Origin of the sequence: Mesorhizobium sp. M0816, assembly GCF_040320005.1 — a bacterium.
Lineage (GTDB): Bacteria > Pseudomonadota > Alphaproteobacteria > Rhizobiales > Rhizobiaceae > Mesorhizobium.
This window is the reverse complement of record NZ_JAMYOT010000002.1, coordinates 351,898-375,146: the sequence shown is the minus strand read 5'-3', so window position 1 is coordinate 375,146 and position 23,249 is coordinate 351,898. Positions and strand designations below refer to the sequence as shown.

Genomic DNA, 23,249 nt, shown 5'->3' with positions numbered 1-23,249 from the left:
GGAGGACAAGTTCAAGCGCGGACTTGCAACCTCAGAACAGCTTATGATGGGCCAGCACCGGTCAATTGTACGGCACTGCCTTCTGGCCAAATCGTCTCGCCCGGTATGGAGAGAACGGCTGGAACGACGCGCCCGGTTGGCATCCGGGTGACAGGCGGCGCCGGATGGGTTATATTGCACTGCACAATGCGAGCGCCTGCAGGCGAGGCTCCCATCGATCCGACGAATCGGCCCACGAGCGGCCCATGAAATCGGCATTGAGCTGCAAGGACGGAAAACCGCTATCGAGATGAAGATTCCAAAATCTCTGTTGATCGATCCGGACAAGAACACGGTCTATGGCAGCTTTGCCGTTGCCGTCTCGATCTGGGCGTTCTCCTACTCGACCATTTTCGGCCAGGCCATGATCCTGGCTTATTATGCGGTCTGGCTACCGCTCATCCTGGTCGACTACCGCAAGATATTAAGGCACGCTTCCAGCGCCTGGCTTCCGCTGGCCTTTGCAACCTATGTCTGCTTCTCGGTGTTCTGGTCGGCGGCTCCCGGCACCACGGCAAGAACGGCCGTCCAATATTGCTCCCATATCGCCTGCGCCTACATTGCCGCGCGCACCGTCAGCGTCCGGACCTTGACCATAGGCGCCCTGATCGGGATTTTCGTCGTCCTGCTCTACTCGCTCAAGGTCGCAAGTTATTCCTACGACGTTCTCGACGGGACGTATAATTTCGTCGGCGCTTTCAGCTCCAAGAACCAGATCGGCTTTGTCGCATCGCTCGGCATTTATTTCTGCGTTGTCTACCTCGCCTTTCTCAGGCGCGGACGCATAAGCTTTTTGTTGATTGTACCGATCGTCCTTCTGTCGGGCTATCTGCTGGTCGTGTCGCATTCGGCCACTTCGATGGCGTCGACCCCGGCGGTTCTCGCTCTGGTCGCCCTGCTTTCCATCGGCAAGCTGCTTTCGCTCCGCCATCGCCGGGTGATTTTCATAATCGGTGCGGGCGGGCTGGTCGCCTGCACCGTGATTGCGCTGAATCTCGGGCTGATGGACGTTGTCCTTGGCCTTTTCGGCAAGGATTCGACGCTCACCGGACGAACCTACCTCTGGCAACAGGGCTGGAATGCCGCGCAGCAATCGCCCATCCTCGGCGTCGGCTACGCGGCTTATTGGGTGCAGGGCTTCTCCGAGGCCGAGCGGCTGTGGAACGAATTCTATATCGCCGCGCGAAGCGGCTTCCACTTCCACAACACCTACATCGAGACCTTGGTGGAACTCGGCTTCGTCGGCGCGACACTGCTTTCGCTGATCATCCTGCGCACGCTCTGGGGTCACGTCTCGGCGCTGATATTCAGGACATGGCAAGCCGACTCCGTGATTCTTGCCGGCGTCATGGTGCTTCTGTTCATCCGATCCTTCGTCGAGGTCGAGACCCTCAATCCCTACATCATGGGATCGTTCCTGCTGTACTACAGCTACTTCAAGCTGGTGAGGGTGCCGGCCGTCGCTCCTTCCCGGTGGAGCGCCGTGAACCATCTCGAGGAACCGGACGCCGTGCGAGGCTAGAGCGGGCGGATCCAGGCGGTTCGTTGCCCGAAGGCCGCCTTGTTTTCTGACCCATAACATCCCAAACGCAAAAACCCCGCAGACCGCTGCCTGCGGGGTTGGTGCTTTGCTCCGGTGGAAAGAAGCTACTGGATGGCCAGGGGCGCCGGTTTGACCTTGATCACGTCCCCTGGCAGCACCGGCGTGTCTTCATCGGCGGTGATTTCGCTGGTCTTGCTGTCGACCACCCGCACCAGGGAAAATGACAAGGCCGCTGGTTCGTTGTTGCCGTAGAATTGCGGCATGGGGCTGCCCGACAAGGCTTCGGACATCAAGGCCTTTTCCATATTCAGCTTCAGCGTCACCTCGTTGAGATCGGCTTCCGTCTGTTGCCGGTCGGTCGCGAGGCTGGAGTTCTGGGTGTTCTCCAGATCGATGGCGTCCTGGGTGGCCTTGCTGATCGACTGCTTGGCCGTGAGAATCGCCGTTTCGTAATCCAGGATCTGGCCCTCAAGGTCGGCGATGGTTTGCTGCGAGTTCAAAACCCGCGTGTTGACGACCAGGCCCTTTTGCGCCAGCGAGCCGATGCCGTTGAGCTGCTCCTTCGCCAGATCGACCTGCTTCTGCTGGTTGACGATCTTTTTCTGCAGCGAATCGATCTCGCTCTGCAGCAGCGCCTTCAAATCGTCGAGCGCCTGCAAGCGCAGCTTGAGTTTCTTCTGGTCGGCCGCCAGGATCGCCGTCTCATCGGCAACGATGCTGGGCAGCTTCGGATCGTCGGCCACCTCTTTCGGCACCACGAATGTCGGCTTGTCCGCTAGTTCCGCTTCGATGCGGGCGCGCTTGACGGTCAGCCTGACCAATTGGTCTTGTAGTACGTCGAAATTGCCCTTGGCATTGATCAGGTCGCGGTCGTAGCGCTGTCCGCTCTCCGGGTTCCGCCGGGCTCCGCCGGCAATGCTCATCGCTTTCAGCACGGACAACCCAGGCACACAAGGATACTGGCCGGGCGATTGCACCTCGCCAGAGATGTAGAATGGCCGGTACTGCGCCATTTCGACGGAAGCCTCCGGCTTGTCGGCCAGAGCGAGCTTGCGCTGCAGCGCCTCACCGAGCGATGCCGCGATCTCCGAAGTCGTCTTGCCGGATGCGGGCATCTCGCCGACGAAGGGAACCGACAAGGTTCCAGCGGGGCCGACCGTGTATTCTCCATTGATGGCCGACCAGTCACGGAACGTGCCTTCGACGGTCTGCCATTCCGCCACGCGGATGGTCAGCTTGTCCTGTGCTCCTAGGCGATAGTCGTCGGCGAAGGCAAACTGTGGCAGGGCTAGCGACAGCGTCAGGCCGGTGGCCATTGTAAGGCAAGTCGTCAAAAGCCGTACTCGCCGCATGCGTCTGGAGAGAATGCCGGTGCAAAAGATATCGATTATATCTGCTTTCAACTGAGCGTTTCCGATCTGGTTTGCCCCGCCCGATGAGCTGCCGATGCCTGAGTTAGGGGCCTGAGTTCTGGGCCCGAATTCTGGACAGTCGCTCCTCGATGCACGGCCAGCAAGCGGCCGTCAGTAGCAGCCTCGCGACATCCAGACCGCAGGTACGGTCTTGATGATGATGCGGATGTCTTCGAACATCGACCAGTTCTCGACATAGTGCCTGTCGAATGCGACGCGGCTGTCATACGAAACATCGTTGCGTCCGCTGACCTGCCAGAGCCCGGTGAGGCCGGGGCGCGATTTCAGGTAATAGACGGCCGAATTGCCATAGATCTCCAGCTCATCGCGCACCACGGGACGAGGCCCGACCAGGCTCATATCCCCCTGCAGGATGTTGATGATCTGCGGCAACTCATCGAGGCTGAGCTTCCTCAGCACCGCTCCGACGCGCGTGATCCGCGGGTCGTTCTTCAACTTGCGGGTCGCTATCCATTCGGCGTTGGCCTCCGGATTCGCGGCGAGATAGGCAGCAAGCACCCGCTCGCCGTCTGGAACCATGGTGCGGAACTTGAGGCACGGAAAAATCCGTCCTCCGCGGCCGATCCGGCTGTGACCATAGAAAATCGGCCCGCCATCGGAAAACCTGACAAGCAGCGCTATCATCACGAACAGCGGGCTGAGAGCGACCAGGCCGATCAGCGAACCGGCAATATCGAAGCTGCGTTTGAGCAGGCCGCCAATCGGTGGCGGAAAATCGACGCCGGCCTGCGAAAAATCCGCGTCGGCCGGCTTGGCTACGTCCCTCATGCGTAAACTCCATACGTTGAACGGATGGTTTACCGCACGATACCAAAAAAATGTTGCAGCGCAACACACAATTTCCCAGACGGCTGTAATAGTCGCGTCATGAACTGACTAAATAATAAACTCGTCCTGCACAAAATTTCGCCTTTATGTCACAAAAGAGACAGATTATGGGCAATTTTGGAAAAGCTAGTCCAATTTTGGGGCTGATTTTAGGCGAATCGCTCTTTATACCCTGCAGTGGAGCTTCGCCGTCATTTAGAATTTCAAAGAAACGACTGATGTTATGACAAATTACTAGTCAATATTGTAAATCTTACTGGAGCTGGTCGATATCCGGCAATCAGTGGTGATGCCAATGTGTGCATTGCACCATGGCAGAGTCGATCCCGAGGATTCGTTCAAAATTATTCCGCAGCTGCCCTTGCCGCCTATTGCGCGGCTCAATAGAGTTGCAAATTGTTTCTGTCGGACTATGGACAGATTGGGCTAGGCCGGAAGCAACCGGCCAGAAGCGGGCAACCTAAATAAGCTCGCAGAGTTTAAGGGAGGTGCTCGGGGTGGGCTTGTCGACATTTTTTCCCGAGCCGGTTGATGGGCTATCGGGTATGTCACTGCCAAAGTTCATTATCGGAATGTGTTTTGCGCTGGCGATCGTGATCGTCTGGTCCTATTTGGGCGGCGCCTCGCTCGGTACGACGCTGTTTCGCGTCATCGGCTGTGCCATAGTCATCCAACTGGGTTATTTTCTGCTGGTCTTTGCCATGGTCGCCAGAAATGCCCCGACCCCGGCCGACAAAATTCGCGACGCTGAACGAAAGCTGAGTTCGAACGAAGCGGCCGAAGGCGAGAAACTCAGCGCCAGGAGAGGCCTTCACTGATTTCGGGCCTGGCCGCGGTCTGCGATGTCCATGTGACCTGTGGTTAAGCTCGCCGGTCCTCTGACGAATTGCTCGCCTCAACAACACCGGCAGTCGGCATTCCTGTTCTTTCAATTCCTTGACACTGCGGGCCTCGACGACACTGCGGGCCTCGACGCGCTCGCTCCGCCCCGCCGCCGTCCGGTCGGCGAGGATCAGCAACTGGTTTCTGCCAGTCGAGCGCTCTGATGGAGCGTGTAGGAACGGCTCTGCCAAGCGGCGCATTTCTGGAGCCATCCCGATTGAGGCTCGCCGCCTGCCCAACCGGGCCATGACACCCAGCAAAATGAAAAACTGGACGGCGCCGATGATTTTGGCGATGCTTGCTTCGCACTTGCAGCATATGCGTTTGGGCCGATGCATTTCAGAATGGGCGGTGGGGCATTGAGCGGACGGGGCGAGGAAATCCGCAACGACTTCTGCAATCGAGAGGCATGTCCATGACATCATTCCAGGTCTGCGTGATCATCGCCGCCCGCAATGCGGCGCGGACAATCCCGGCTGCCATTGCATCGGCATTACGCGAGCCTGAGGTTGCGGAAGTTGTCGTCGTCGACGACGCGTCTACCGACGATACCGCGAAAGTCGCCCACGCGGCCGGCGACGGCACGGGCCGCCTTTCCGTCATCCGCTTCGACGTCAATCGCGGCCCATCCTTTGCACGCAACGCCGCGATAGCCGGTTCCAGGTCGCCGTTCATCAGCATTCTGGACGCTGATGATTTCTTTTTCGAAGGCAGGTTTCACCGACTGTTCGCCAGCACCGATTGGGATTTCGCCGCAGACAACATCATGCTTGTCAGGGATGACGCGGCAACCGACGTTTCGAAAATCGTTGCTCCACCGTTCTCGCCCGAGCCGGAATTCCTCGATTTCGAGGGTTTCATCGACGCCAACATCTCCAGGCGCCGTGTGCAACGCGGGGAACTGGGCTTCCTCAAGCCAGTGATCAGCCGCGCCTTTCTCGATCGGCATGGGCTGCGCTACGACGAGAAGCTGCGCCTGGGTGAAGACTATGAACTCTATGCGCGCGCGGTTGCCCATGGCGCGCGCTTCAAGGTCATCAAATCCTGTGGCTACGGCGCGATCGTGCGCGCCGATTCGCTGAGCGGACGGCACAAGACCCAGGACCTGAAGCATCTGGCCGATGCCGACCTGGCACTGCTTGCGATCGACAGTTTGCCGGAGGCATCGAAGGCTGCGCTGAGAAGGCACGAGCGGCACATCCGCGACAAATACCGGTTGCGGAAGTTTTTAGACGTGAAGGCTGAGCGCGGGCTGGCGCCGGCCGCGGCCTACGCCTTGGCCGGCTCGTCCAACCTCACAGCCGTCGTCCGCGGCGTCGCCTCCGATAAGCTGGATGCGCTGTTTCGCCGCGCCGGCCTCGCCGCGAAGCGTCAGCATGTGCCGCCGCTGCGCTTCCTCATGGCCGGAACCAGCACGGCCAGCGAAAGCTAGGCCCGTCAACGTGCGACGGCGGTAGCTACTCCCTTACCCTTCGGTCGGCTCGGACCGTTTCAACGAGATTCATGAGTTTACGATCTAGGTGGTTGCCTATCCGCGCAGGGAATGGCAATCTATGTTGCGGTGCAGCAATTTTGGACGGCCAACCGAACTGGCCCGAGACATACCCTGTCGGAGGAGCTGGACGATGCAAGAAATGTCTTTTGAATGTGGACGGGCACTAAGGCCGTTCACCAGCTCGACGATGATGGGGCGCTGACTGCATGGCCTCGATCTTTCGCTTCCGATCGAGAGATCCGGCGCGCGACACGCAGACCGACACCTCGCGCCTCGATCGGTTGGCAAAGCTGCTGGACCAGATCTCGGCCGAAGTCGAGGCGGAGAAGAGCGGCCTTGAGAACCGCTACAGGACGACGGCTACCAATGCCGCCTTTCTGGTCGAGGCGATGGAGAACGGAGCGGTCTCCTCTCGCAGGTCTTCCGAAGTCGGCGAACTGACCAGGTCGATCCTGAATTGCGAGCGGCGCATCGCAGCGCTGTCGCGCCAGATGCAGATGATGAAGGATCTCCGTCATTCGCTGGATGAACTCTTCGAGGAGAAGCGGCAGAACGGTCCCGACATAAGGACCGATTTTGTGAAGCCCGCCGATTCCGGCACAGGCTGAGCGAACACTCCGGGTCGGCGCAATGGTTTTAGGCACAACACGGAGCTTGGGAGCGACAGAGGTCAAGATCAGGTTGTTTCGTCACGGTTCGAACGATCGCTTTGGGGGCGCACAGCACAAGGTGAGTTTGATATGAATACAGATCCTAAAAGCACGTCCGCCCCGGCAACCCGCGGCACCCCGTTCACGCGCCCGATCCCAGGCAAGCTGCAGCGGCTCCGTTCAGACGGCGCGTTTCTGCTGGTCGTTCTCGGCAGCATGGTTGCGGGCCTGGTCCCCGTGCGCGCCCAGGATCTCCCAACCGCGCCGTCCTTTGTCGATGATTTCACCAGCCTCAGTCGCGCGCGCTGGTACATTTCCGACGGCTGGACGAACGGCAAGCATCAGAACTGCACCTGGTCCAAAAGCCTGATCGGGCTTTCCGACGGCATGCTGACGCTCGGTTTCGAGAAGCGCAAGCTGAAGGATCGCGAATTCGCCTGCGCCGAGATCCAGACCAAGCAGCGCTTCGGCTACGGCACTTACGAGGCGCGGATGAAGACCGACACGGGCTCCGGCGTCAACGCGGCATTCTTCAGCTTCGTCGGCGATGCCGACAAGCAGCCGCATGATGAAATCGACTTCGAGGTGCTGACCAAGGACACGTCCAAGGTTCAGGTCAACGCCTACATAGCCGGCAAAGGCAAGAACGAGAAACTGGTCGACGTCGCTGGCGGCACCGACAAGGCCTTCAACGACTACGCCTTCGTCTGGGAAAAGGACCGGCTGCGCTGGTACGTCAACGGCAAGCTTGTCCACGAGATCACCGATCCGGCGAAGCTGCCCACCCATTCGCAAAGGATTTATTTCAGCCTGTGGGGCAGCGATACGATGAAGGGCTGGATGGGGCCGTTCTCCGATCCCGGCCGCAAGCTCACCATGCAGGTGGATCGCGTTGCATTCACCGCACTTGGCCAGCCCTGCCAATTCCCCGAATCGCTGGCATGCAACACAAACTAGAAGCGCATCTGAACCGGCCGGGCCGAAGGTGGTCGGAAAACCGAAGCTCGAACAGGCCCGAAGCCTTGAACAGGAATGAAACCGAATGAATTTGACTGTCTTTGGAATCGGCTATGTCGGTCTTGTACAGGCGGCGGTGCTTGCCGAAGTCGGCCATCAGGTGGTCTGTGTCGACATCGATGCAAAAAAGGTCGAACGGCTCAACCAGGGCCATGTCCCGATCTTCGAGCCCGGGCTCGAAAATATGGTCAAGGAGAACCATGCCGCCGGCCGCATCAAGTTCACCACCGACGCCGCCGCGGCGATCAAGCATGGCCAGATTCAGATGATCGCCGTCGGCACGCCGCCGGGCGAGGATGGTTCGGCAGACCTCAAATATGTGCTGGCCGTCGCCGAGGCCATCGGCCGTGAGATGGACGAGCCCAAGATCGTCGTCGGCAAGTCGACCGTGCCCGTCGGCACCTGCGAAAGGATAAAGGCCAGGATCGCCGCAACGCTGAAGGCGCGCGGGCGCGAGGATCTGGCTTTCGACGTCGCCTCCAATCCGGAATTCCTCAAGGAAGGGTCCGCTGTGAGCGACTGCATGAAGCCCGACCGCATCATCGTCGGCACCAGCAACGAGGACACCGAGGCGGTGATGCGCGAGCTCTACGCGCCTTTCAACCGCAACCACGAAAAGATGATCGTGATGGACGTGCGCAGTGCCGAGTTCACCAAATATGCGGCCAATTGCATGCTGGCGACCAAGATCAGCTTCATGAACGAAATGGCCAACCTAGCCGAGCAACTGGGTGCCGACATCGAGGAGGTCCGCAAGGGCATCGGCAGCGACCCGCGGATCGGCTACCACTTCATCTATCCGGGCCTCGGCTATGGCGGCTCATGCTTCCCGAAGGATGTGCGTGCCCTGATCAAGACCGCCGAGGCCGTCAAGTTCGACGCCAAGCTGCTGCGTGCCGTCGAGGAGCGCAACAACCAGCAGAAGTCGGTCCTGTTCGAGAAGGTGGACCGCTATTTCAAGGGCAATCTCAAAGGCAAGACATTTGCGCTGTGGGGCTTGGCCTTCAAACCCAATACCGACGACATGCGCGAGGCCCCGGCCCGCACGCTGATGGAAGCGCTCTGGGCCGCTGGTGCCAATGTGCAGGCCTATGATCCGGAGGCGATGCAGGAATGCCAGGCGATCTACGGGCTGCGCGACGACCTGCAACTGTGCGGCACCAAGGAGGCCGCGCTGCGAGGCGCCGATGCGCTCTTGATCGTGACCGAGTGGAAAAGCTTCAGCGCGCCGTCTTTCGATGCGCTGAAGAACGCGCTGACCACGCCCGTCATCTTCGACGGACGCAATCTCTACGACCCCAAGGTCATCGCCCGCCACGGCATCGAATACCACAGCATCGGCAGAATGGCGGCGTGACGCTAGGGCGGTCCAGCAAGGAGCCAGGTCCATGAAAGTTCTGTTTGCGGGCGGCAACGGCTACACGCCGCAGTTCAGCGGTGGCGTTCAGTCGAGCACGCATCATCTGGTCGAGCAGCTGCGCGAGCACGGTCATGACGCCTCGGTTCTGGCGGCGCTGTTCGGTGACGGCATGTTCGGCTTCAAGGCGCGCGCCAAGATGAAGCTGCTTCGCCAGCGAGCGGTCATCGACAGCTATCCCGGCTATCCGGTCGTGCGGGCATGGTTTCCCTGGGAGGCGGCGCGCTTCGCGGTCGAACGGCTCGATCCCGATGTCGCCGTCGTGCAGTGCCACAAATCGGTGCCGATCGGAAAGGCGCTGCAGGCGCTCGGCGTGCCGCTGGTGGTCTATCTGCGGAACGTCGAATTCCACGAACTGGCCGGCGACCTGCGCGAATTGCATTCGGCGCTTTATATCGCCAACTCCGAATTCACTGCGCGCACCTATAAGGAAAGGTTCGGCATCGATTCGACCGTGATCCCGCCGACCATCAATCCCGGGCTCTACAGCACGCCGACCACCGGTGAATTCGTCACGCTGATCAATCCTTACAATGAAAAAGGGTTCGAACTCGCCGTGCGCATCGCCGGCCAATGCCCAGAAATTCCGTTCCTGTTCGTCGAAAGCTGGAAGCTCGACGACGACCATCGGGCGCAGATCGAACAGATCATCGCCCCGCTGCGCAACGTCAGGCTGGAAAGCCGCACCAGCGACATGAAGACCGTCTATGGCCGCACCAAGATTCTGCTGGCGCCCAGCAAATGGGAAGAAGCCTGGGGGCGGGTGGCATCCGAGGCCCATTGCAGCGGCATTCCAGTCGTCGGGTCCCGTCGCGGCGGCCTGCCGGAAGCGATTGGCGCCGGCGGCGTGGTGCTCGACTATGATGCACCGCTCGACGACTGGGTCGCCGCGGTCAGGCGACTATGGAGCGACAAGGCCGAGTACGATCGGCTGTCGGCGGCGGCGCAGCTGTTTTCGGAGCGGCCCCAAATGAACCCCGACAGCCAGTTCGCGACTTTTCTCGGCGTTCTCGACCGCGCCAGGCAAGGCGCGCTGGAGCGTGCCGCCTGATGCATTTCGTCCAAAGCCATGCACGTTGCCCAAAAGCCGGCTCTCGCGCCTGACCGGGGTGGGAGCTGCCTTGGGACAAAGACACGCACAACACCAGACGCTTGAGGCGCCTCGCACGGTGGCGACGGGCGTCAGCCCTCATCCGCGCGAGCAGATCGCCGACCGGCCTCGAAAGATCGTCCATCCGATGAAGATTTGCTTCGTAGTTGATAAGTTCCCCTCTTTGTCGGAGACCTTCGTCCTCGACCAGATAGAAGGGTGCCTCGAGCGCGGCATGCAAGTCGGCGTCGTCTGCAACGAGACGTCCTTCGGCAAGGACAGCAACATCGACGATCGCCGCTGGCAGGCTCTCCCTGGCAAGGTCGTCTGCTGGTGGGGCGGGCTGGGGCGCTTTCGCCCGACGCTCAGGAGATGGTCGGGCAGGTTCTGGGATAAGCTCTCGACCGCTATCGACATCGCTTTTGCGCGCAAATTGCAGAACGCCGATGTGATCGTCGCGCATTTCGGCAATAACGGCATGCGCGTCGCCCGCGCCATGAAACGAGGCCGGATTTCCGCTCCGCTGGTGACCATATTCCACGGCCGCGATGTCGGCGAACCGCTGCATGACAACACGCTCACGCGCTACAAGGTTGTCTTCGACAAGGGCGTTCTCCAGCTCCCGGTGAACGCGTTTTTCCGCGACGCCCTGATCGGCGTCGGAGCACCCCCGGCGCAAGTCATGGTTCACCATATGGGCGTGCGGCTCGGTGAGATCGGCTACCATTGGCGTTCCTGGGACCGGGACACGCTGTCCTTCATCTCGGTCTGCCGGCTGACCGAAAAGAAGGGCATCGAATTCGCCCTTCGCGCCCTCGCCAGCCTGCCGCGGCGCGACTGGGTCTATTCGGTGATTGGCGGCGGCGAATTGCTGGAAGAGTTGAAGAAGCTCGCCGCAAATCTCGGCATTGCCGACCGGGTGACTTTCCTCGGGCCGCGTCCGCACGCCGAGGTCAAGCAGTGCCTGCGCGATGCCCACGTATTCCTGCTGCCCAGCGTTGCCGCGCGAGACGGCGATCTCGAGGGTATTCCGGTGGCGCTGATGGAGGCTATGGCCGCCGGGCTGATCGTCGTCAGCACCTATCACTCGGGCATTCCCGAACTGATCGAGGATCAGGAGACAGGCTTCCTCGCACCGGAGCGAGACGTTGCGGCGTTGGCCCGCAAGCTTGTCTGGGTGGCCGAGAACCCGGACAAATGCGAGCGCATCGCACGTGCGGCGCGCCGCAAGATCGAGCAGGATTTCAACGCGGACGTACTCAACGAACGTTTTGCGCAGATCGTTGCCCAGCTGGCCGAAGCCAGGCAGCCGGCATGAACGCCAACCCGCCCCCCCAGTTCGGTCGCGTCGCCCTGCGCGGCGGCGTGGTGACGATCGGCGCGCAAGGCTTCAAGATGGCGATCCAGTTTCTCTCCGTCATCGTGCTTGCGCGTCTGCTCGTGCCCGAGGATTTCGGCCTGGTGGCTTCCGTCGGGCCGATCGTGGCCTTTGTCGGGCTGCTTCAAAACCTTGGCCTGCAGCAGGCCGTGGTCCAGCGCAAGGATATCAGCACCGAGCAGCTCAACCAGGTATTCTGGATCAGTGCGCTGGTGGGGCTGGGCAGTGCCGTGGTGGTTGCATGCCTGGCGCCCGCCATCGCTGCCTTCTATGGCGATCAACGCATGGTCGGGATCACCATCGGCTCTGCCTTGCCGCTGCTGCTTGGCAGCCTCGCCGCGGTGCCGCTGGCGCTGATGAACCGTCACTTGCGCTTTGGCCAGCTCGCGCTGAACGACGTGATAACCGCTGCTGCCGGACTTGCGACTACCGCAATCGCCGCCTATGCGGGGCTGGGCTACTGGTCGCTGGTCATCGGCCCTGCGGTATCGGCTGTTGTCGCGCTGGCCGCGGCATGGCAGGTGGCGCGCTGGACGCCGTCGCGGCCGGACCTGAAGGTCGATACCGACATATTGTCCTTCGGCGCCAATCTGACCGGCTTCAATCTGGCCAACTTCTTCTCGCGCAATCTCGACAACATCCTGATCGGAAAATATTCGGGCGCGATCGAGCTCGGCTATTATGACCGCGCCTACAAGCTCCTGCTGTTTCCGCTGCAGAACATCAACCAGCCGCTGACACGCGTGATGGTGCCGCTGCTGAGCCGCATCCATGAGGACAAGGCGCGGTTTCGCGACATCTATGTGCGAACCAATTGGATGCTGGCGGCCATCACTATGCCCGGCATCGCGGCGCTGACGCTGACGTCGGACCAGGTCGTCGGGCTTCTCTTCGGCGAGCGCTGGACAGCGGTGGCGCCGATCTTCGCCTGGCTGGGCATCGCCAGCCTGATCCAGTCCGTCTCGAGCACCACCGGCTGGATCTTCATCTGCCAGGGCAAGACCAAGACCATGTTCCACTGGGGCATCTACTCGTCGCTGACGACGGTCGCCGCCTTCATCATCGGCCTGCACTGGGGCGCCGTCGGTGTCGCGGCGGCCTATGCGATCAGCGGCTATGTGCTGCGCGTCCCGGTGCTTGCCGTTCTTGTCCACCGGGTCGGCCCGGTGACCGCAGCCGACTTCCTGGTCATGCAGGGACTTTTCATCGCGTCGTCGCTGCTTGCCTGGTCCGTGTACCGCGAGTTGCCGGCATCGCTGACCGGCCAGTCAGACCTGCTCGCGGTGGTCCTGGCGGTTGCCCTCAATTATTCGATCGGCCTGGTCCTCATGCTTGCCCTTCGCCAGTCGCGCAGCGCCCTGTTCACCACGCTTTCCAGCGCCATGCGCAACGCCCGCTAGGCCGGCAATCACCGGCCTCAAAAGCTCACCTGCCGACATCGCCGACGCATGCTCCTCAAGCACTGCCTGAAGGCTCGTCCTGCGATAGAGGTCGAGATTGGCGGTAAGTCTGCCGAGCTTCTCGCTCGCTTCCTCGGGCGTCACCGTGTCGATGTCGAGCAGCAGGTCGGCGACGCCGATCCGCTTGGCGAGTTCCTTGGTCTTGAATTCATAGGCGATCGGCAGCACCGGCGTGCCGACGCAGAGCGACATGATCATCATGTGCATGCGCGTTGCGACAACGAAGTCGAAGCCTTTCACCAGTGCCATCAGTTGCTCCGGCGTGTGGAACGAAGCGTCCACGCTGACATGCTTGGCGATCTCCGGATCGAGTTCGGCAACGATAGCCCGCGCCGTCTTGGAATCATCATGGGCGTATTCCGGCACGCCCTGGCAGGTGGAGACGAAGGTGACCTCCTTGGCGTGGTCCCTGACCAGGATGGTCGCGATCGCGCGGATCGAGTCGATGTAGCGGCGCATGCCGCCCTCGCCGTCGCTGACATAGTTCCAGTGACGGACGGAAATGGCGACGCGGCCGGTGACGGTCGCCGACTGGCCGGAGGCCAGAATTTTTCCGATCCTGTCGGTGTCGGCCAGGGCAAAGACGGCGTCGGCCACGACGTGGCATTTGCCGGGGTCTTTCACCATGTCCACAATGTGGCCTCGCGAACGTTCGTCGCGCAGCAGGATGAGCGGGCTCCGATCGAAGATTGGGCTCAACTCCTGGCGATTGTAACTTTTGTTGAACGGGCCGAGCGATTGCGTGAAGAAGACGGGGTCCTTGCCCAGAATCGCGTCGATCCGGAATTGATTGAGTCGCCGTTCCAGATTGTAAGTCTCGACAAGATAGGTTCCGCCTGTCGTGACCACGAGGTCGGCGTCTTTGTAGATCTCGAGACCACGGCGATTGCTTGAGCTGAACAAACGCCCGAGAACGCCGCGGATGCCGAACCGCCGCAGGGCATTGAGGACGAGCCGATTGTAGATCGGCTTGAACAGGTTCTTCAGCCCGCTGCCGTATTTGTAGCGGAACAGCGATTCCGACAGCAGCTTGTGGAATTCGAGATCAGGATACTCTTTCTTCGTGTAGAGCCTCGCCGCCACCTCCGGCTGGCTGTCGAAGACGTAGAACTGGATATCGTCTTGCACGATCGTCTTGAAAACATGGCGGATCGCCAGGAGAATCGCTGCATCCCCGGTATTCAGGCAGACGGTGTTTTCAACCGCGATCTTCATGGAATGACCTCATTTCGTGAGTAGTCCCGTGCTTCCATCGACGGGTGCGAAGGGGCGGATTGCAGGCGGGTTGGCCGAAAATGCTGCACGCCAAGGATGGTCCTCGCGTCGTGATTATTGGCGCGCAGCCCGATGGCAGGCCAACGCGCGGTCCATGTGGCCCAAGCAGAGCGAGATTAACCCATCGATTTTGCAGTGCAACAAAAAACGGGGATCTTTGCTACGCTGCAACCAAAAATGTTGCGATGCAGCAAGAGCTGTACTAGCATTGTCGCGGGCGGGCCAACAGCGGTCGAGTTTTCATGCTGCATGTCTTGTACTTGGTACACGACGTCTCCGACCCGGCAGTGCGCCGGCGGATCATAATGCTCAAGGCAGGCGGCGCCCAGGTTACGCTGGCGGGCTTTCGTCGTACGGCAAGCGCAGTTGCTGATGTCGAGGGCTTGCAGCCGATCGATCTCGGCCCGACTCGTGATGGCCGATTCGCCCAACGTCTGGCCGCGATCATGAAGGCAGTCGTCTCGACCGGCTCGAAGCTGGGCTCAATGCCACGGCCCGACCTCATTATCGCGCGCAATCTGGAAATGCTGGCGCTTGCCCGCCGCGCCAGGTCGGCTTTCCAGGCAACGGTGCCGATCGTCTACGAGTGCCTGGATATCCATCGCCTGCTGCTTCGCGACGATCCGCTGGGCTGGGCGATGCGCGGCGCAGAACGCTTCCTGGCCAGGGATGTGAAGCTTCTGGTGACCAGCTCTCCGGCCTTCATCGCCAACTATTTCAAGCCGTTCGGACAGATTGCCGCCCCGGTCGAACTGCTCGAAAACAAGTATTTCGAGCCAGCCGCGGCCTCGCTGGATGACCGCGCGGCGCCGGAGAACCCCGTAGCGCCGCCTTGGCGGATCGGCTGGTTCGGGGCGCTTCGCTGCCGTCGCTCCCTGGAGCTTCTGGCCGAATTTTCGCGCCGCCTCGACGGCCGCTTTGAAATCGTCCTCAGGGGGCGCCCGGCGCTGTCCGAATTTCCCGATTTCCACGGTTTCGTCGAATCGGAACCCTGGCTCTCGTTTGGCGGGCCCTATCGCAATCCCGAGGATATGGCGGCGATCTATCGCGAGGTCCACTTTTCCTGGGCCATCGACTTTTTTGAGCAGGGCCTGAACTCCGAATGGCTGCTGCCCAATCGGCTCTATGAGGGCTGCCGCTTCGGAGCCGTGCCGATTTCGATGGGAGCCACCGAAACCGGCCGGTTCCTCGACCGGCAAGGCATAGGGGTTCTTTTGCCAGAAGCCACGCCCGAGGCGCTCGAAGCCGCCGTCGGCACGATGGAGCAGCATCGGTTCGGGACATTGAGGGCGCGTGTTCTCGCCCGCAATCCGCGCATCTGGAGCTACGACCGCGCCGATTGCCGGGCGCTCGTCGAAAAGCTCCGCGGGCTGACTGCGGCTCCCGGTCCATATGCTGCCGAAGCATTGGCATAGAAGGACTGCCGATGACGCAAACCGAAATTCCATCCTGCATGATCGTGGTTCCGTGCCTGAACGAAGCGGCCCATATCGGCGCGTTGCTTCGAGAGCTCCGCCCTGCGGCCGAGAGGCTGGGCGCCGTGATCATCGTTGCCGATGGCGGCAGCACGGACGGCACCAGGACGATCGTCGCGGACATCGCCGCAAAAGATCAGCGGGTGATCCTGCTGCACAATGAAAAGCGCTTGCAGAGCGCGGCAATCAATCTCGCCGTCGCCAGGTTCGGGGAAGGCGTCGACTATCTCATTCGCATCGACGCGCATGGCGGCTATCCAGCGGATTATTGCGACCGGCTGGTCGAAGAAGCGCAAGCCACCGGTGCGGATTCGGTCGTCGTCTCAATGCTGACCAGCGGCAGCGGCATGGTTCAGAAAGCAGCGGCAGCGGCGCAGAACTCCAGGCTCGGCACCGGCGGCTCCAAGCACCGGCATCTTTCGGCGGGGGAATGGGTCGATCATGGCCACCACGCACTGATACGGATATCGGCCTTCACCGCGGTCGGCGGCTATGACGAAACCTTCAGCCACAATGAGGATGCCGAACTCGACTATCGGCTCCGCCAGGCCGGCTACCGCATCTGGATGACCGGCAAGACGCAAATGGTCTACTACCCGCGCTCCTCGCTGAAGGGCCTCTATTTTCAATATCTCGGCTATGGCCGTGGCCGGGCGAAGAACGTTCTCAAGCACCGCATGATCCCGAAGATCCGGCAGATGGTGCCGCTTCTAGTGTTCCCCGTGGTTCTTCTCGCCGCCTTTTCCTTCGTCCACTGGCTGGCGGCCGTGCCGCTTTTGCTATGGGCGTCGGTCTGCCTCGGCTACGGCTTTTGGACCGCCGTCAGCCAGCGCAAAGCCGACATTGCGCTTGCCGGGGTCTCGGCAATGGTCATGCATTTCGGCTGGTCGGTCGGTTTCTGGCTGCAACTGCTCGCACCGCGACCGCAGCGCGGGGTAGCGTGATGGACCCGGTCAGGAAAAATCGAAGCATCGATATCTGCGTCTGCACATTCCGCCGGCCGGAGCTTGCCGACACGCTTCGCTCCATAGCGGCCATGGACATGCCCGCGGGGTTCGACGTCGGTATCGTCATCGCCGACAACGACGATACGCCGACGGCCGAAACGCTGGTCGCCAAGCTGGCGGGGGAGTTGAAGCTGCCGGTGACCTACCGGCACGCCCCGGCCCGCAACATCTCGATCGCGCGCAACGCTTGCCTCGATACCAGTGCGGCGGATTTCGTCGCCTTTATCGACGACGACGAGACGGCCACCGCTGGCTGGCTTGCCGAACTGGTGGCGACGGCGGAAGCAACAGGTGCTGCGACGGTGCTTGGGCCGGTGCAAGCCCGTTACCTGCCGGATGCGCCCGCCTGGATGCGCAAAGGCGATTTCCACTCGACCTTGCCGGTCTGGGTGAGCGGCGAAATCCGCACCGGCTACACCTGCAACGTCCTGCTCAGGATTGGCGCTGAGAGCCTGCGCGGCCGGCGCTTCAGCCTGGCACGTGGCCAGACCGGCGGCGAAGATACGGAATTCTTCGACCAGATGGTCAAGGCCGGCGGCCGCATCGCCTTTTCGCCGGAGGCTTGGGTCGACGAAGCGGTGCCACCTGCCAGGGCGGCATTCGACTGGCTCGGCCGCCGCCGGTTCCGCGTTGGGCAGACGCACGGTCATCTTCTGGGGCGCAACGCACACGGCCTTGCCCGGCTCAAGCAGGTCGGCATTGCCGCGGCAAAGGCCGCCTACAGTTTCCTGTCGGCAATTCCGGTCGCCATCGACCCCGTACGCCGGAACCGCAGCCTGCTTCGCGGCATTATGCATGTCGGCGTCGTCAGCGGCCTCGTCGGGGTTCGTGAAATCCGCCAATACGGCCTGTCTTCGCCGCAGCAAGGGGGCAAGCGTGCAGCCTGACGTGAGCTTCGTGATTGCCGCCTACAATGCCGAGGCGACCATCGATCGGGCGATTGCCAGTGCCGTCGCCCAGCGCAATATCAGCGTCGAGGTCATCGTCGTCGACGACAAGTCGCGCGACCGGACGCTCGACCTGGCGAGATCCTACCCCGAAGACATCGTACGCGTTGTCGCGCTTGAGCAAAACCGTGGCCCCGGCGGCGCCAGGAATGCCGGCCTTGAGCTTGCCCGCGGCAGGTGGGTCGCGGTCCTAGATTCGGACGACGCGGTCTATCCCGGGCGAATCTGCACCATGATCGAACGCGCGGAGAAAGCGGGCGCCGAGATCGCGGTCGATAATCTGCAGGTCGTTCGCGAGGATGGCGTTGCCGAAGAGACGATGTTCCCGGCCGACTATCTGGAAGGCCTCGGTGAAATCTCGCTGGCGGATTTCATCGGCGGCAATGTCCTCTTCGAATCGAGGTTCAATCTCGGCTACCTCAAGCCGATCTTCCAGCGCCGGTTCCTGAACGAGAACGGGCTGCATTACGATGAAAGCCTGATCATTGGCGAAGACTATATCCTCCTGGCCAGTGCTCTGGCCAAGGGGGGCAAATGCGTGGTCGAGCCGACGACGGGCTATATCTACCACATTCGCACCGGCTCCATCTCCCGGGTGCTCGAACTTCATCACGTCGAGGCGATGCGCAGGGCCGATGCCACCTTCGCCGCGACCCATTCCATGGATGCTGCGGCCGAGGCGGCGTTCGCCAGGCGCGCTCGCAGCCTGCGCCGGGCGGCATCATTCCTGTCGCTGGTCCAGCACATCAAGGCGCGGTCCCCGCTCAAGGCGATATGGACGGCGCTCAGCGATCCGGCGGCGGTTCGGCATATGAGCATGCCGATCGCCGTCCGGCTGCGAAGGGTAGCGGCACAGTTTGCCGTGGTGGCGGGGAGGTGAAGGGCTGCAGGTGAATGAAGACAGTTTCGCCGCCTGCGACAGGGTTGAAATCGATCTCCTCAGAAGGAACATGCAATGAAAAAAGTCAGGAAGGCAGTCATACCGGTGGCGGGGCTCGGAACGCGGTTCCTGCCGGCGACCAAGTCCATGCCGAAGGAAATGCTGCCGGTGGTCGACAGGCCTGTCGTGCAATATGCGGTTGACGAGGCGTTCGAGGCCGGCATCGAGCACATCGTCTTCGTCACCGGCCGCAACAAGGCGGTGATCGAGGACTATTTCGACCTGCATCCTGAACTGATCGGAACCCTGGAGCAGAGCGGCAAGAAGGCGCAACTCGAATCGCTTGAAAGCCTGCTTCCCGTCGCCGGCGCGACGAGCTTCATCCGCCAGCAGTCGCCGCAAGGCCTCGGCCATGCCGTCTGGTGCGCGCGCGAAGTCATCGGTGACGAGCCCTTCGCATTGCTTTTGCCGGACATGGTGTCCTTCGGCGGGCGCGGGTGTCTCGCCGAGGTCGCCGATCTTTATGCGCAGACTGGCGCAAACGTTATCGCCGTCGAGCGTTGCGATCCGACCGAGACCAGCAAATACGGCATTGTCGGGCGCGGCGCTGATGTCGGCACGGGCTTCGAGGTGACGGCCATGGTCGAAAAGCCGGCTCCTGCCAACGCGCCATCGAACTTCTACATCAACGGCCGCTACATCCTGCAGCCCGAGATATTCTCGTTGCTGGCCAGCCAGCAGCGCGGCGCCGGCAACGAGATACAACTGACCGACGCAATGGTGCGTCTCGCACAGACCCAGGCCTTCTTCGCCCAGCCTTTCGACGGCCGCATGTTCGACTGCGGTTCGAAGGAGGGCTTCATTCAGGCCAATGTCGCTTTCGCGCTGGCGCGGGAGGACATGAAGGGCCCGATCTTCGAGATGCTGCAGGAATTCGTCCGGTCGCATCAGCGTCGGGAAGAAGCCGCATAATGTCCATTTTTTCGAGGCATTGTGGGTGCGGCTGATGACGCAGGACAGGCCGTTGCGCCGCGCGTAACGCGCACTGTCCGGCGCAAGGTTTGCACCCTATGTCCCGACCTTCGAGGCGGTAGCGCCTGCAAACTAGAATTGGACCGAAGATGAACTATGCCAATTTTCCTGTCGACAAGAGGACGCCATTGCCGGCTTCAAATGCGGCAAACGCCGAAGACTTCATCGACATCGAGCGCCTGCTTGGCATGGCCGCGCGGCAGGCGAAAGTGGTTGCCGCCTGCGCCGTCATCGGTCTCTTTCTTGGCGTGCTCTACTTGCAGACGACGCCTCCTACCTATGTGGCGACGAGCAGCGTGCTGATCGACGAAGGATTGAACAAGGTCGTCGACGACATTTCGGCGGCGTCGGTCAGCATGCAGACCGACTCCGCCGTTCTGAGCCAGATCGAAATTCTGCAGTCGGCCAGGCTGGCGGGGGTGGTCGTCGACAAGCTGAAGCTCGATCAGAACGACGCTTTCATGAACCCTCCGACATCGGCCCTGTCGAAGGTTTCTGGCTTTGTGCGCGGTATCATCCAGTCTGTCCGCCCCAAGCGCGCCGCTAGCACAACCGATGTCACTCAGCTTGATGCTGCGACGCGTGACGCGATCACCGCATCGTCGTCGCCCCGCGACTACGCAATCTTCAAACTGCAGAACCAACTCGACGCCGAGCGGATCGGCCGAAGCTTTGTCATCAGCATCTCCTTCCAGGCGACGGATCCGGCGCTTGCGACCGCCATCACCAAGGCCTATGCCGACGCCTATCTCGCCGATCAGCTCGATGCCAGCTTCGACGCCACCGAGCGGGCGGCGGTCTGGCTGCAAGGCCGGCTGACCGAGCTTCGTGAGAGCTCCCAGTCGGCTGCACTAGCGGTCGAAAAGTTCAGGGCCGAACACGGATTGGCCGTCAATGACGGCCAGCTGATCAGCGACAAGCAATTGTCCGATCTCAACACCCAGCTGATCGTCGCGCAGGCCGATACCGCACGTGCCGGCGCCCGCTATCAGCAGTACAAGTCGATCGTCGAAAGCGGCTCGGACAATGCATTCAAGGACGCCGCGATATCGAACGACCAGCCGAGCAGCTCCGTCATCACGACGCTGAAGAACCGCTATCTCGCCGTCGCCAAGCGGCAGCAGGACGTCGAAGCCAATTTCGGCCCGCAACATCCGCAGGCCGTCGCGCTCGCCAAGGAGAAGGCCGACATATCGGCGCAGATTTTCGGCGAGCTGAAGCAACTGACCGAAAGCTACCGCAACGAATACGAGGTCGCTCTGGCGCGCGAAACCGCGCTCCGCGCAAATGTCGCCTTGGCGGCTGGCAAGAGCTCCATCGACAACCAGTCGCAGGTCAAGCTGCGTGAGCTGGACCAAAAGGCGACGGCGCTGTCGACGCTCTACCAGACGTTCCTGAACCGCTATGAGGAGGCCGCCCAGCAGCAATCCTTCCCGGTCGGCAAGATCCGGGTCATCTCGGACGCGACGATGCCGCAGTCGGCCGCAACCCCGCGAACGGCCATCGTGCTGGGGCTTTCGCTGGCGCTTGGCATAATGATAGGGGCAGGGGTTGGTGGTCTGAATGAATTCAGGGAACGCTTCTTCAGGACCGGCGAGGATGTGCGCGACCGTGTCGGCCTCAAATTCCTCGGCTATCTCCCGGTCATCGGCAAGGCTGGCAAGGATGAGCAACGCAATGGCGGTCAGCCTGACGTCAAAGTCGTTGAATCCAAGACCGCCAAGTCCTCCAAATCCCAGCCCTCCAAAACATTGTCGGCAGCTGAAAAACGTGCGCGGATGCGGGTAACCGTCGATGCACCGGCATCGATGTTCTCAGAGACGCTGCGCAACGCAAAGATCGCCTTCGACGTCGTGATGGAGGGCCAGGGCAGCCGGGTCATCGGCGTGGTCTCGGTGCTTCCCGGCGAAGGCAAGTCGACGGTGGCGGCCAATCTTGCCGGGTTGCTTGCCGTCAACGGATCGAAAACGCTGCTGATCGACGGCGACCTGCGCAATCCCGGCCTCAGCCGCAGCCTCGGCATGGAGGCCGAACAGGGCCTGATGGAAGCTGTGGTGAGCGGGCAGACATGGCAGTCGGTCGGCAAGATCGACCGGCAGACCAAGCTGGCTATCATCCCGGCCGTCCTGCGTGGCCAGTTTTCGCATACCAGCGAGCTTCTGTCTTCAGCCGGCATGCGGCGTTTCATCGATAACGCCAAGGAAACCTTCGAATACATCATCGTCGATCTGCCGCCGCTCGGGCCTGTCGTCGACGCCAAGGCCTTCGCTCCGCTTGTCGACGGCTTCGTGCTGGTCACCGAGTGGGGACGCACGCCGCGTGCGATGGTGCAATCCATGCTCAGCTCGGAGCCCTACATCGCCAAGAAGATCATTGGCGCGGTGCTGAACAAGGTCGAACTGAAGAAGCTGGCCAAATATGGCGCGATCGGCGGCTCGGAAAAATTCTTCGACAAATATTCGAGCTACTATCTGGAAAAATCGGAAGCGCGCACCAAGGCAGCCGCCTGAGCGACGACATCGCGCTCAGGAAAATATCAACCTGGCGCGGTTGTTGACGATCCTGAGGGCGGTCAGCTGGCCGGTTTGGAAGGCGCCGGTGTCTATGCCAAGCCGGCGTCCCTCGAGCTTCGGAGTGTCGACCGGCGTATGTCCGTGCACGACATAGCGGTCGAGAAGATGCGCTGCTTCGAAGAACTCCGAGCGGATGTTGAGCAGGTCGTCCTCGTCTTGTGTGGCTAGGTCGATGCCCGGCCTGATGCCGGCATGAACGAATACGAATTTCGCCGAACAGACCATGACCGGCAGCGCACGCATGAAACTGACGTGGTCGGCGGGGATGATCTCCCGAATGCGCCTGTCGACCTCCTCGTTTGAACCGTAGAGATCGGCCATGCGCTCCGGGTCGACGCCGTAGGAAAACAGCGTTTGCAGGCCGCCTATTGCCAGCCACGACTCTCTCGAAATGATCCCGTCGAGATAGTTCAGCATCACGACTTCGTGGTTGCCGGCGAGGCAGATGCGCTGGAAGCCTTGGAGCGGCGGCGCCAGCAGATGATCGAGCACACGCGCCGACTGGGGTCCACGATCGACGTAGTCGCCAAGCATGATGATGAGCTTGCGCCCTTCGAAGGGCGCCGAATCGAGCAGGATCTTCTGCTCCAGGGCGCGGAGTTCCTTGTAGCAGCCATGCACGTCGCCGATCGCATAGACGACTGCGCCCCGCATATCGATCTCCAGCCGCTGGCGTGCCGCGGCCTGGGGCTTTCTCGATCGCTGGAACAGGGTCACGTATGGCATCTCGCATGGCTGTGGGTGCGTCTCGATTCCGAAACAACATGACGACACCGCGCGTGGATACCACGTCCGGCGCCGGTCGTTCCATACCGGAGCTTCGGACGC

At 61.4% G+C, this 23,249-nt stretch carries 18 protein-coding genes and 1 pseudogene; 15 read left to right on the top strand and 4 right to left on the bottom strand.

What is annotated here, in order from left to right; all coding sequences use genetic code 11:
• Positions 1–289: 289 nt before the first annotated feature.
• Positions 290–1,561: an O-antigen ligase family protein gene (locus NKI17_RS03955; RefSeq protein WP_352577819.1), complete on the top strand. Its 1,272-nt coding sequence runs from the start codon at positions 290–292 to the stop codon at positions 1,559–1,561.
• A gap of 125 nt (positions 1,562–1,686) precedes the next feature.
• On the opposite strand, the gene NKI17_RS03950 is transcribed toward NKI17_RS03955, so the two are convergent.
• Positions 1,687–2,898, bottom strand: coding sequence for a polysaccharide biosynthesis/export family protein (locus tag NKI17_RS03950; RefSeq protein WP_352795712.1), 1,212 nt, complete (start codon positions 2,896–2,898; stop codon positions 1,687–1,689).
• 207 nt (positions 2,899–3,105) lie between these two features.
• Positions 3,106–3,783: a sugar transferase gene (locus NKI17_RS03945; protein WP_023717993.1), complete on the bottom strand. Its 678-nt coding sequence runs from the start codon at positions 3,781–3,783 to the stop codon at positions 3,106–3,108.
• 548 nt (positions 3,784–4,331) lie between these two features.
• On the opposite strand from NKI17_RS03945, the gene NKI17_RS03940 reads away from it, so the two are divergent.
• The 8 genes from NKI17_RS03940 (at position 4,332) to NKI17_RS03905 (ending at position 13,172) form a co-directional block, all read left to right on the top strand.
• The gene (locus tag NKI17_RS03940) at positions 4,332–4,661 is read left to right on the top strand and encodes an exopolysaccharide production repressor protein (RefSeq protein WP_245274682.1); all 330 of its coding nucleotides are present in this window, start codon (positions 4,332–4,334) and stop codon (positions 4,659–4,661) included.
• A gap of 473 nt (positions 4,662–5,134) precedes the next feature.
• A complete protein-coding gene (locus NKI17_RS03935; RefSeq protein WP_023676309.1) occupies positions 5,135–6,157 on the top strand; it encodes a glycosyltransferase family 2 protein in 1,023 nt (340 codons plus the stop codon).
• Positions 6,158–6,426: 269 nt separating this feature from the next.
• Positions 6,427–6,828, top strand: coding sequence for a hypothetical protein (locus tag NKI17_RS03930; RefSeq protein WP_352577818.1), 402 nt, complete (start codon positions 6,427–6,429; stop codon positions 6,826–6,828).
• A 132-nt stretch (positions 6,829–6,960) separates the two neighbouring features.
• Entirely contained in the window at positions 6,961–7,827 is an 867-nt protein-coding gene (gene exoK, locus NKI17_RS03925) for an endo-1,3-1,4-beta-glycanase ExoK (protein ID WP_502894416.1), read from the top strand.
• Positions 7,828–7,912: 85 nt separating this feature from the next.
• Complete coding sequence (locus NKI17_RS03920) at positions 7,913–9,244, top strand: UDP-glucose dehydrogenase family protein (RefSeq protein ID WP_352448451.1); 1,332 nt, start codon at positions 7,913–7,915, stop codon at positions 9,242–9,244.
• Positions 9,245–9,275: 31 nt separating this feature from the next.
• Positions 9,276–10,355: a glycosyltransferase gene (locus NKI17_RS03915; protein ID WP_352568351.1), complete on the top strand. Its 1,080-nt coding sequence runs from the start codon at positions 9,276–9,278 to the stop codon at positions 10,353–10,355.
• Between the two features lie 70 nt (positions 10,356–10,425).
• A complete protein-coding gene (locus NKI17_RS03910; RefSeq protein ID WP_352568350.1) occupies positions 10,426–11,712 on the top strand; it encodes a glycosyltransferase in 1,287 nt (428 codons plus the stop codon).
• Complete coding sequence (locus tag NKI17_RS03905) at positions 11,709–13,172, top strand: lipopolysaccharide biosynthesis protein (RefSeq protein ID WP_352568349.1); 1,464 nt, start codon at positions 11,709–11,711, stop codon at positions 13,170–13,172. The genes NKI17_RS03910 and NKI17_RS03905 overlap by 4 nt, the downstream gene beginning before the upstream one ends.
• 222 nt (positions 13,173–13,394) lie before the next feature.
• Here NKI17_RS03905 and NKI17_RS03900 read toward each other — a convergent pair.
• Positions 13,395–14,447: pseudogene (locus NKI17_RS03900) on the bottom strand (polysaccharide pyruvyl transferase family protein); the annotation flags it as partial.
• Positions 14,448–14,749: 302 nt separating this feature from the next.
• Between NKI17_RS03900 and NKI17_RS03895 the strand changes: the two are divergent.
• The 6 genes from NKI17_RS03895 to NKI17_RS03870 all read left to right on the top strand — a co-directional run bounded on the left by NKI17_RS03895 (position 14,750) and on the right by NKI17_RS03870 (position 22,358).
• On the top strand, positions 14,750–15,922 hold the full coding sequence (locus NKI17_RS03895; protein WP_352905426.1) for a glycosyltransferase family protein: 1,173 nt from the start codon (positions 14,750–14,752) through the stop codon (positions 15,920–15,922).
• Between the two features lie 11 nt (positions 15,923–15,933).
• A complete protein-coding gene (locus NKI17_RS03890; RefSeq protein WP_352634984.1) occupies positions 15,934–16,926 on the top strand; it encodes a glycosyltransferase family 2 protein in 993 nt (330 codons plus the stop codon).
• Positions 16,926–17,876, top strand: coding sequence for a glycosyltransferase family 2 protein (locus NKI17_RS03885; RefSeq protein WP_352577813.1), 951 nt, complete (start codon positions 16,926–16,928; stop codon positions 17,874–17,876). Before NKI17_RS03890 ends, NKI17_RS03885 begins: the two co-directional genes overlap by 1 nt.
• Positions 17,866–18,816, top strand: a complete 951-nt coding sequence (locus NKI17_RS03880; protein ID WP_352634985.1) for a glycosyltransferase family 2 protein — start codon at positions 17,866–17,868, stop codon at positions 18,814–18,816. The genes NKI17_RS03885 and NKI17_RS03880 overlap by 11 nt, the downstream gene beginning before the upstream one ends.
• 75 nt (positions 18,817–18,891) lie before the next feature.
• Positions 18,892–19,788 (top strand): UTP--glucose-1-phosphate uridylyltransferase, encoded by an 897-nt coding sequence (locus NKI17_RS03875; RefSeq protein ID WP_023676320.1) that lies wholly within the window; start codon positions 18,892–18,894, stop codon positions 19,786–19,788.
• A gap of 149 nt (positions 19,789–19,937) precedes the next feature.
• The gene (locus tag NKI17_RS03870) at positions 19,938–22,358 is read left to right on the top strand and encodes a polysaccharide biosynthesis tyrosine autokinase (protein ID WP_352905425.1); all 2,421 of its coding nucleotides are present in this window, start codon (positions 19,938–19,940) and stop codon (positions 22,356–22,358) included.
• A 15-nt stretch (positions 22,359–22,373) separates the two neighbouring features.
• Here the strand turns inward: NKI17_RS03870 and NKI17_RS03865 are convergent, their stop codons facing one another.
• Positions 22,374–23,147 (bottom strand): metallophosphoesterase family protein, encoded by a 774-nt coding sequence (locus tag NKI17_RS03865; RefSeq protein ID WP_352905424.1) that lies wholly within the window; start codon positions 23,145–23,147, stop codon positions 22,374–22,376.
• Between the last annotated feature and the right edge of the window lie 102 nt (positions 23,148–23,249).

What these genes read in the sequence shown, in the direction of transcription:
- NKI17_RS03955 (WP_352577819.1), top strand. Translation starts at nt 290, where the DNA reads ATGAAGATTCCAAAATCTCTGTTGATCGATCCGGACAAGAACACGGTC.
- NKI17_RS03950 (WP_352795712.1), bottom strand. Translation starts at nt 2,898, where the DNA reads ATGGCCACCGGCCTGACGCTGTCGCTAGCCCTGCCACAGTTTGCCTTC.
- NKI17_RS03945 (WP_023717993.1), bottom strand. Translation starts at nt 3,783, where the DNA reads ATGAGGGACGTAGCCAAGCCGGCCGACGCGGATTTTTCGCAGGCCGGC.
- NKI17_RS03935 (WP_023676309.1), top strand. Translation starts at nt 5,135, where the DNA reads ATGTCCATGACATCATTCCAGGTCTGCGTGATCATCGCCGCCCGCAAT.
- NKI17_RS03930 (WP_352577818.1), top strand. Translation starts at nt 6,427, where the DNA reads ATGGCCTCGATCTTTCGCTTCCGATCGAGAGATCCGGCGCGCGACACG.
- exoK (WP_502894416.1), top strand. Translation starts at nt 6,961, where the DNA reads ATGAATACAGATCCTAAAAGCACGTCCGCCCCGGCAACCCGCGGCACC.
- NKI17_RS03920 (WP_352448451.1), top strand. Translation starts at nt 7,913, where the DNA reads ATGAATTTGACTGTCTTTGGAATCGGCTATGTCGGTCTTGTACAGGCG.
- NKI17_RS03915 (WP_352568351.1), top strand. Translation starts at nt 9,276, where the DNA reads ATGAAAGTTCTGTTTGCGGGCGGCAACGGCTACACGCCGCAGTTCAGC.
- NKI17_RS03905 (WP_352568349.1), top strand. Translation starts at nt 11,709, where the DNA reads ATGAACGCCAACCCGCCCCCCCAGTTCGGTCGCGTCGCCCTGCGCGGC.
- NKI17_RS03895 (WP_352905426.1), top strand. Translation starts at nt 14,750, where the DNA reads ATGCTGCATGTCTTGTACTTGGTACACGACGTCTCCGACCCGGCAGTG.
- NKI17_RS03890 (WP_352634984.1), top strand. Translation starts at nt 15,934, where the DNA reads ATGACGCAAACCGAAATTCCATCCTGCATGATCGTGGTTCCGTGCCTG.
- NKI17_RS03885 (WP_352577813.1), top strand. Translation starts at nt 16,926, where the DNA reads ATGGACCCGGTCAGGAAAAATCGAAGCATCGATATCTGCGTCTGCACA.
- NKI17_RS03875 (WP_023676320.1), top strand. Translation starts at nt 18,892, where the DNA reads ATGAAAAAAGTCAGGAAGGCAGTCATACCGGTGGCGGGGCTCGGAACG.
- NKI17_RS03870 (WP_352905425.1), top strand. Translation starts at nt 19,938, where the DNA reads ATGAACTATGCCAATTTTCCTGTCGACAAGAGGACGCCATTGCCGGCT.
- NKI17_RS03865 (WP_352905424.1), bottom strand. Translation starts at nt 23,147, where the DNA reads ATGCCATACGTGACCCTGTTCCAGCGATCGAGAAAGCCCCAGGCCGCG.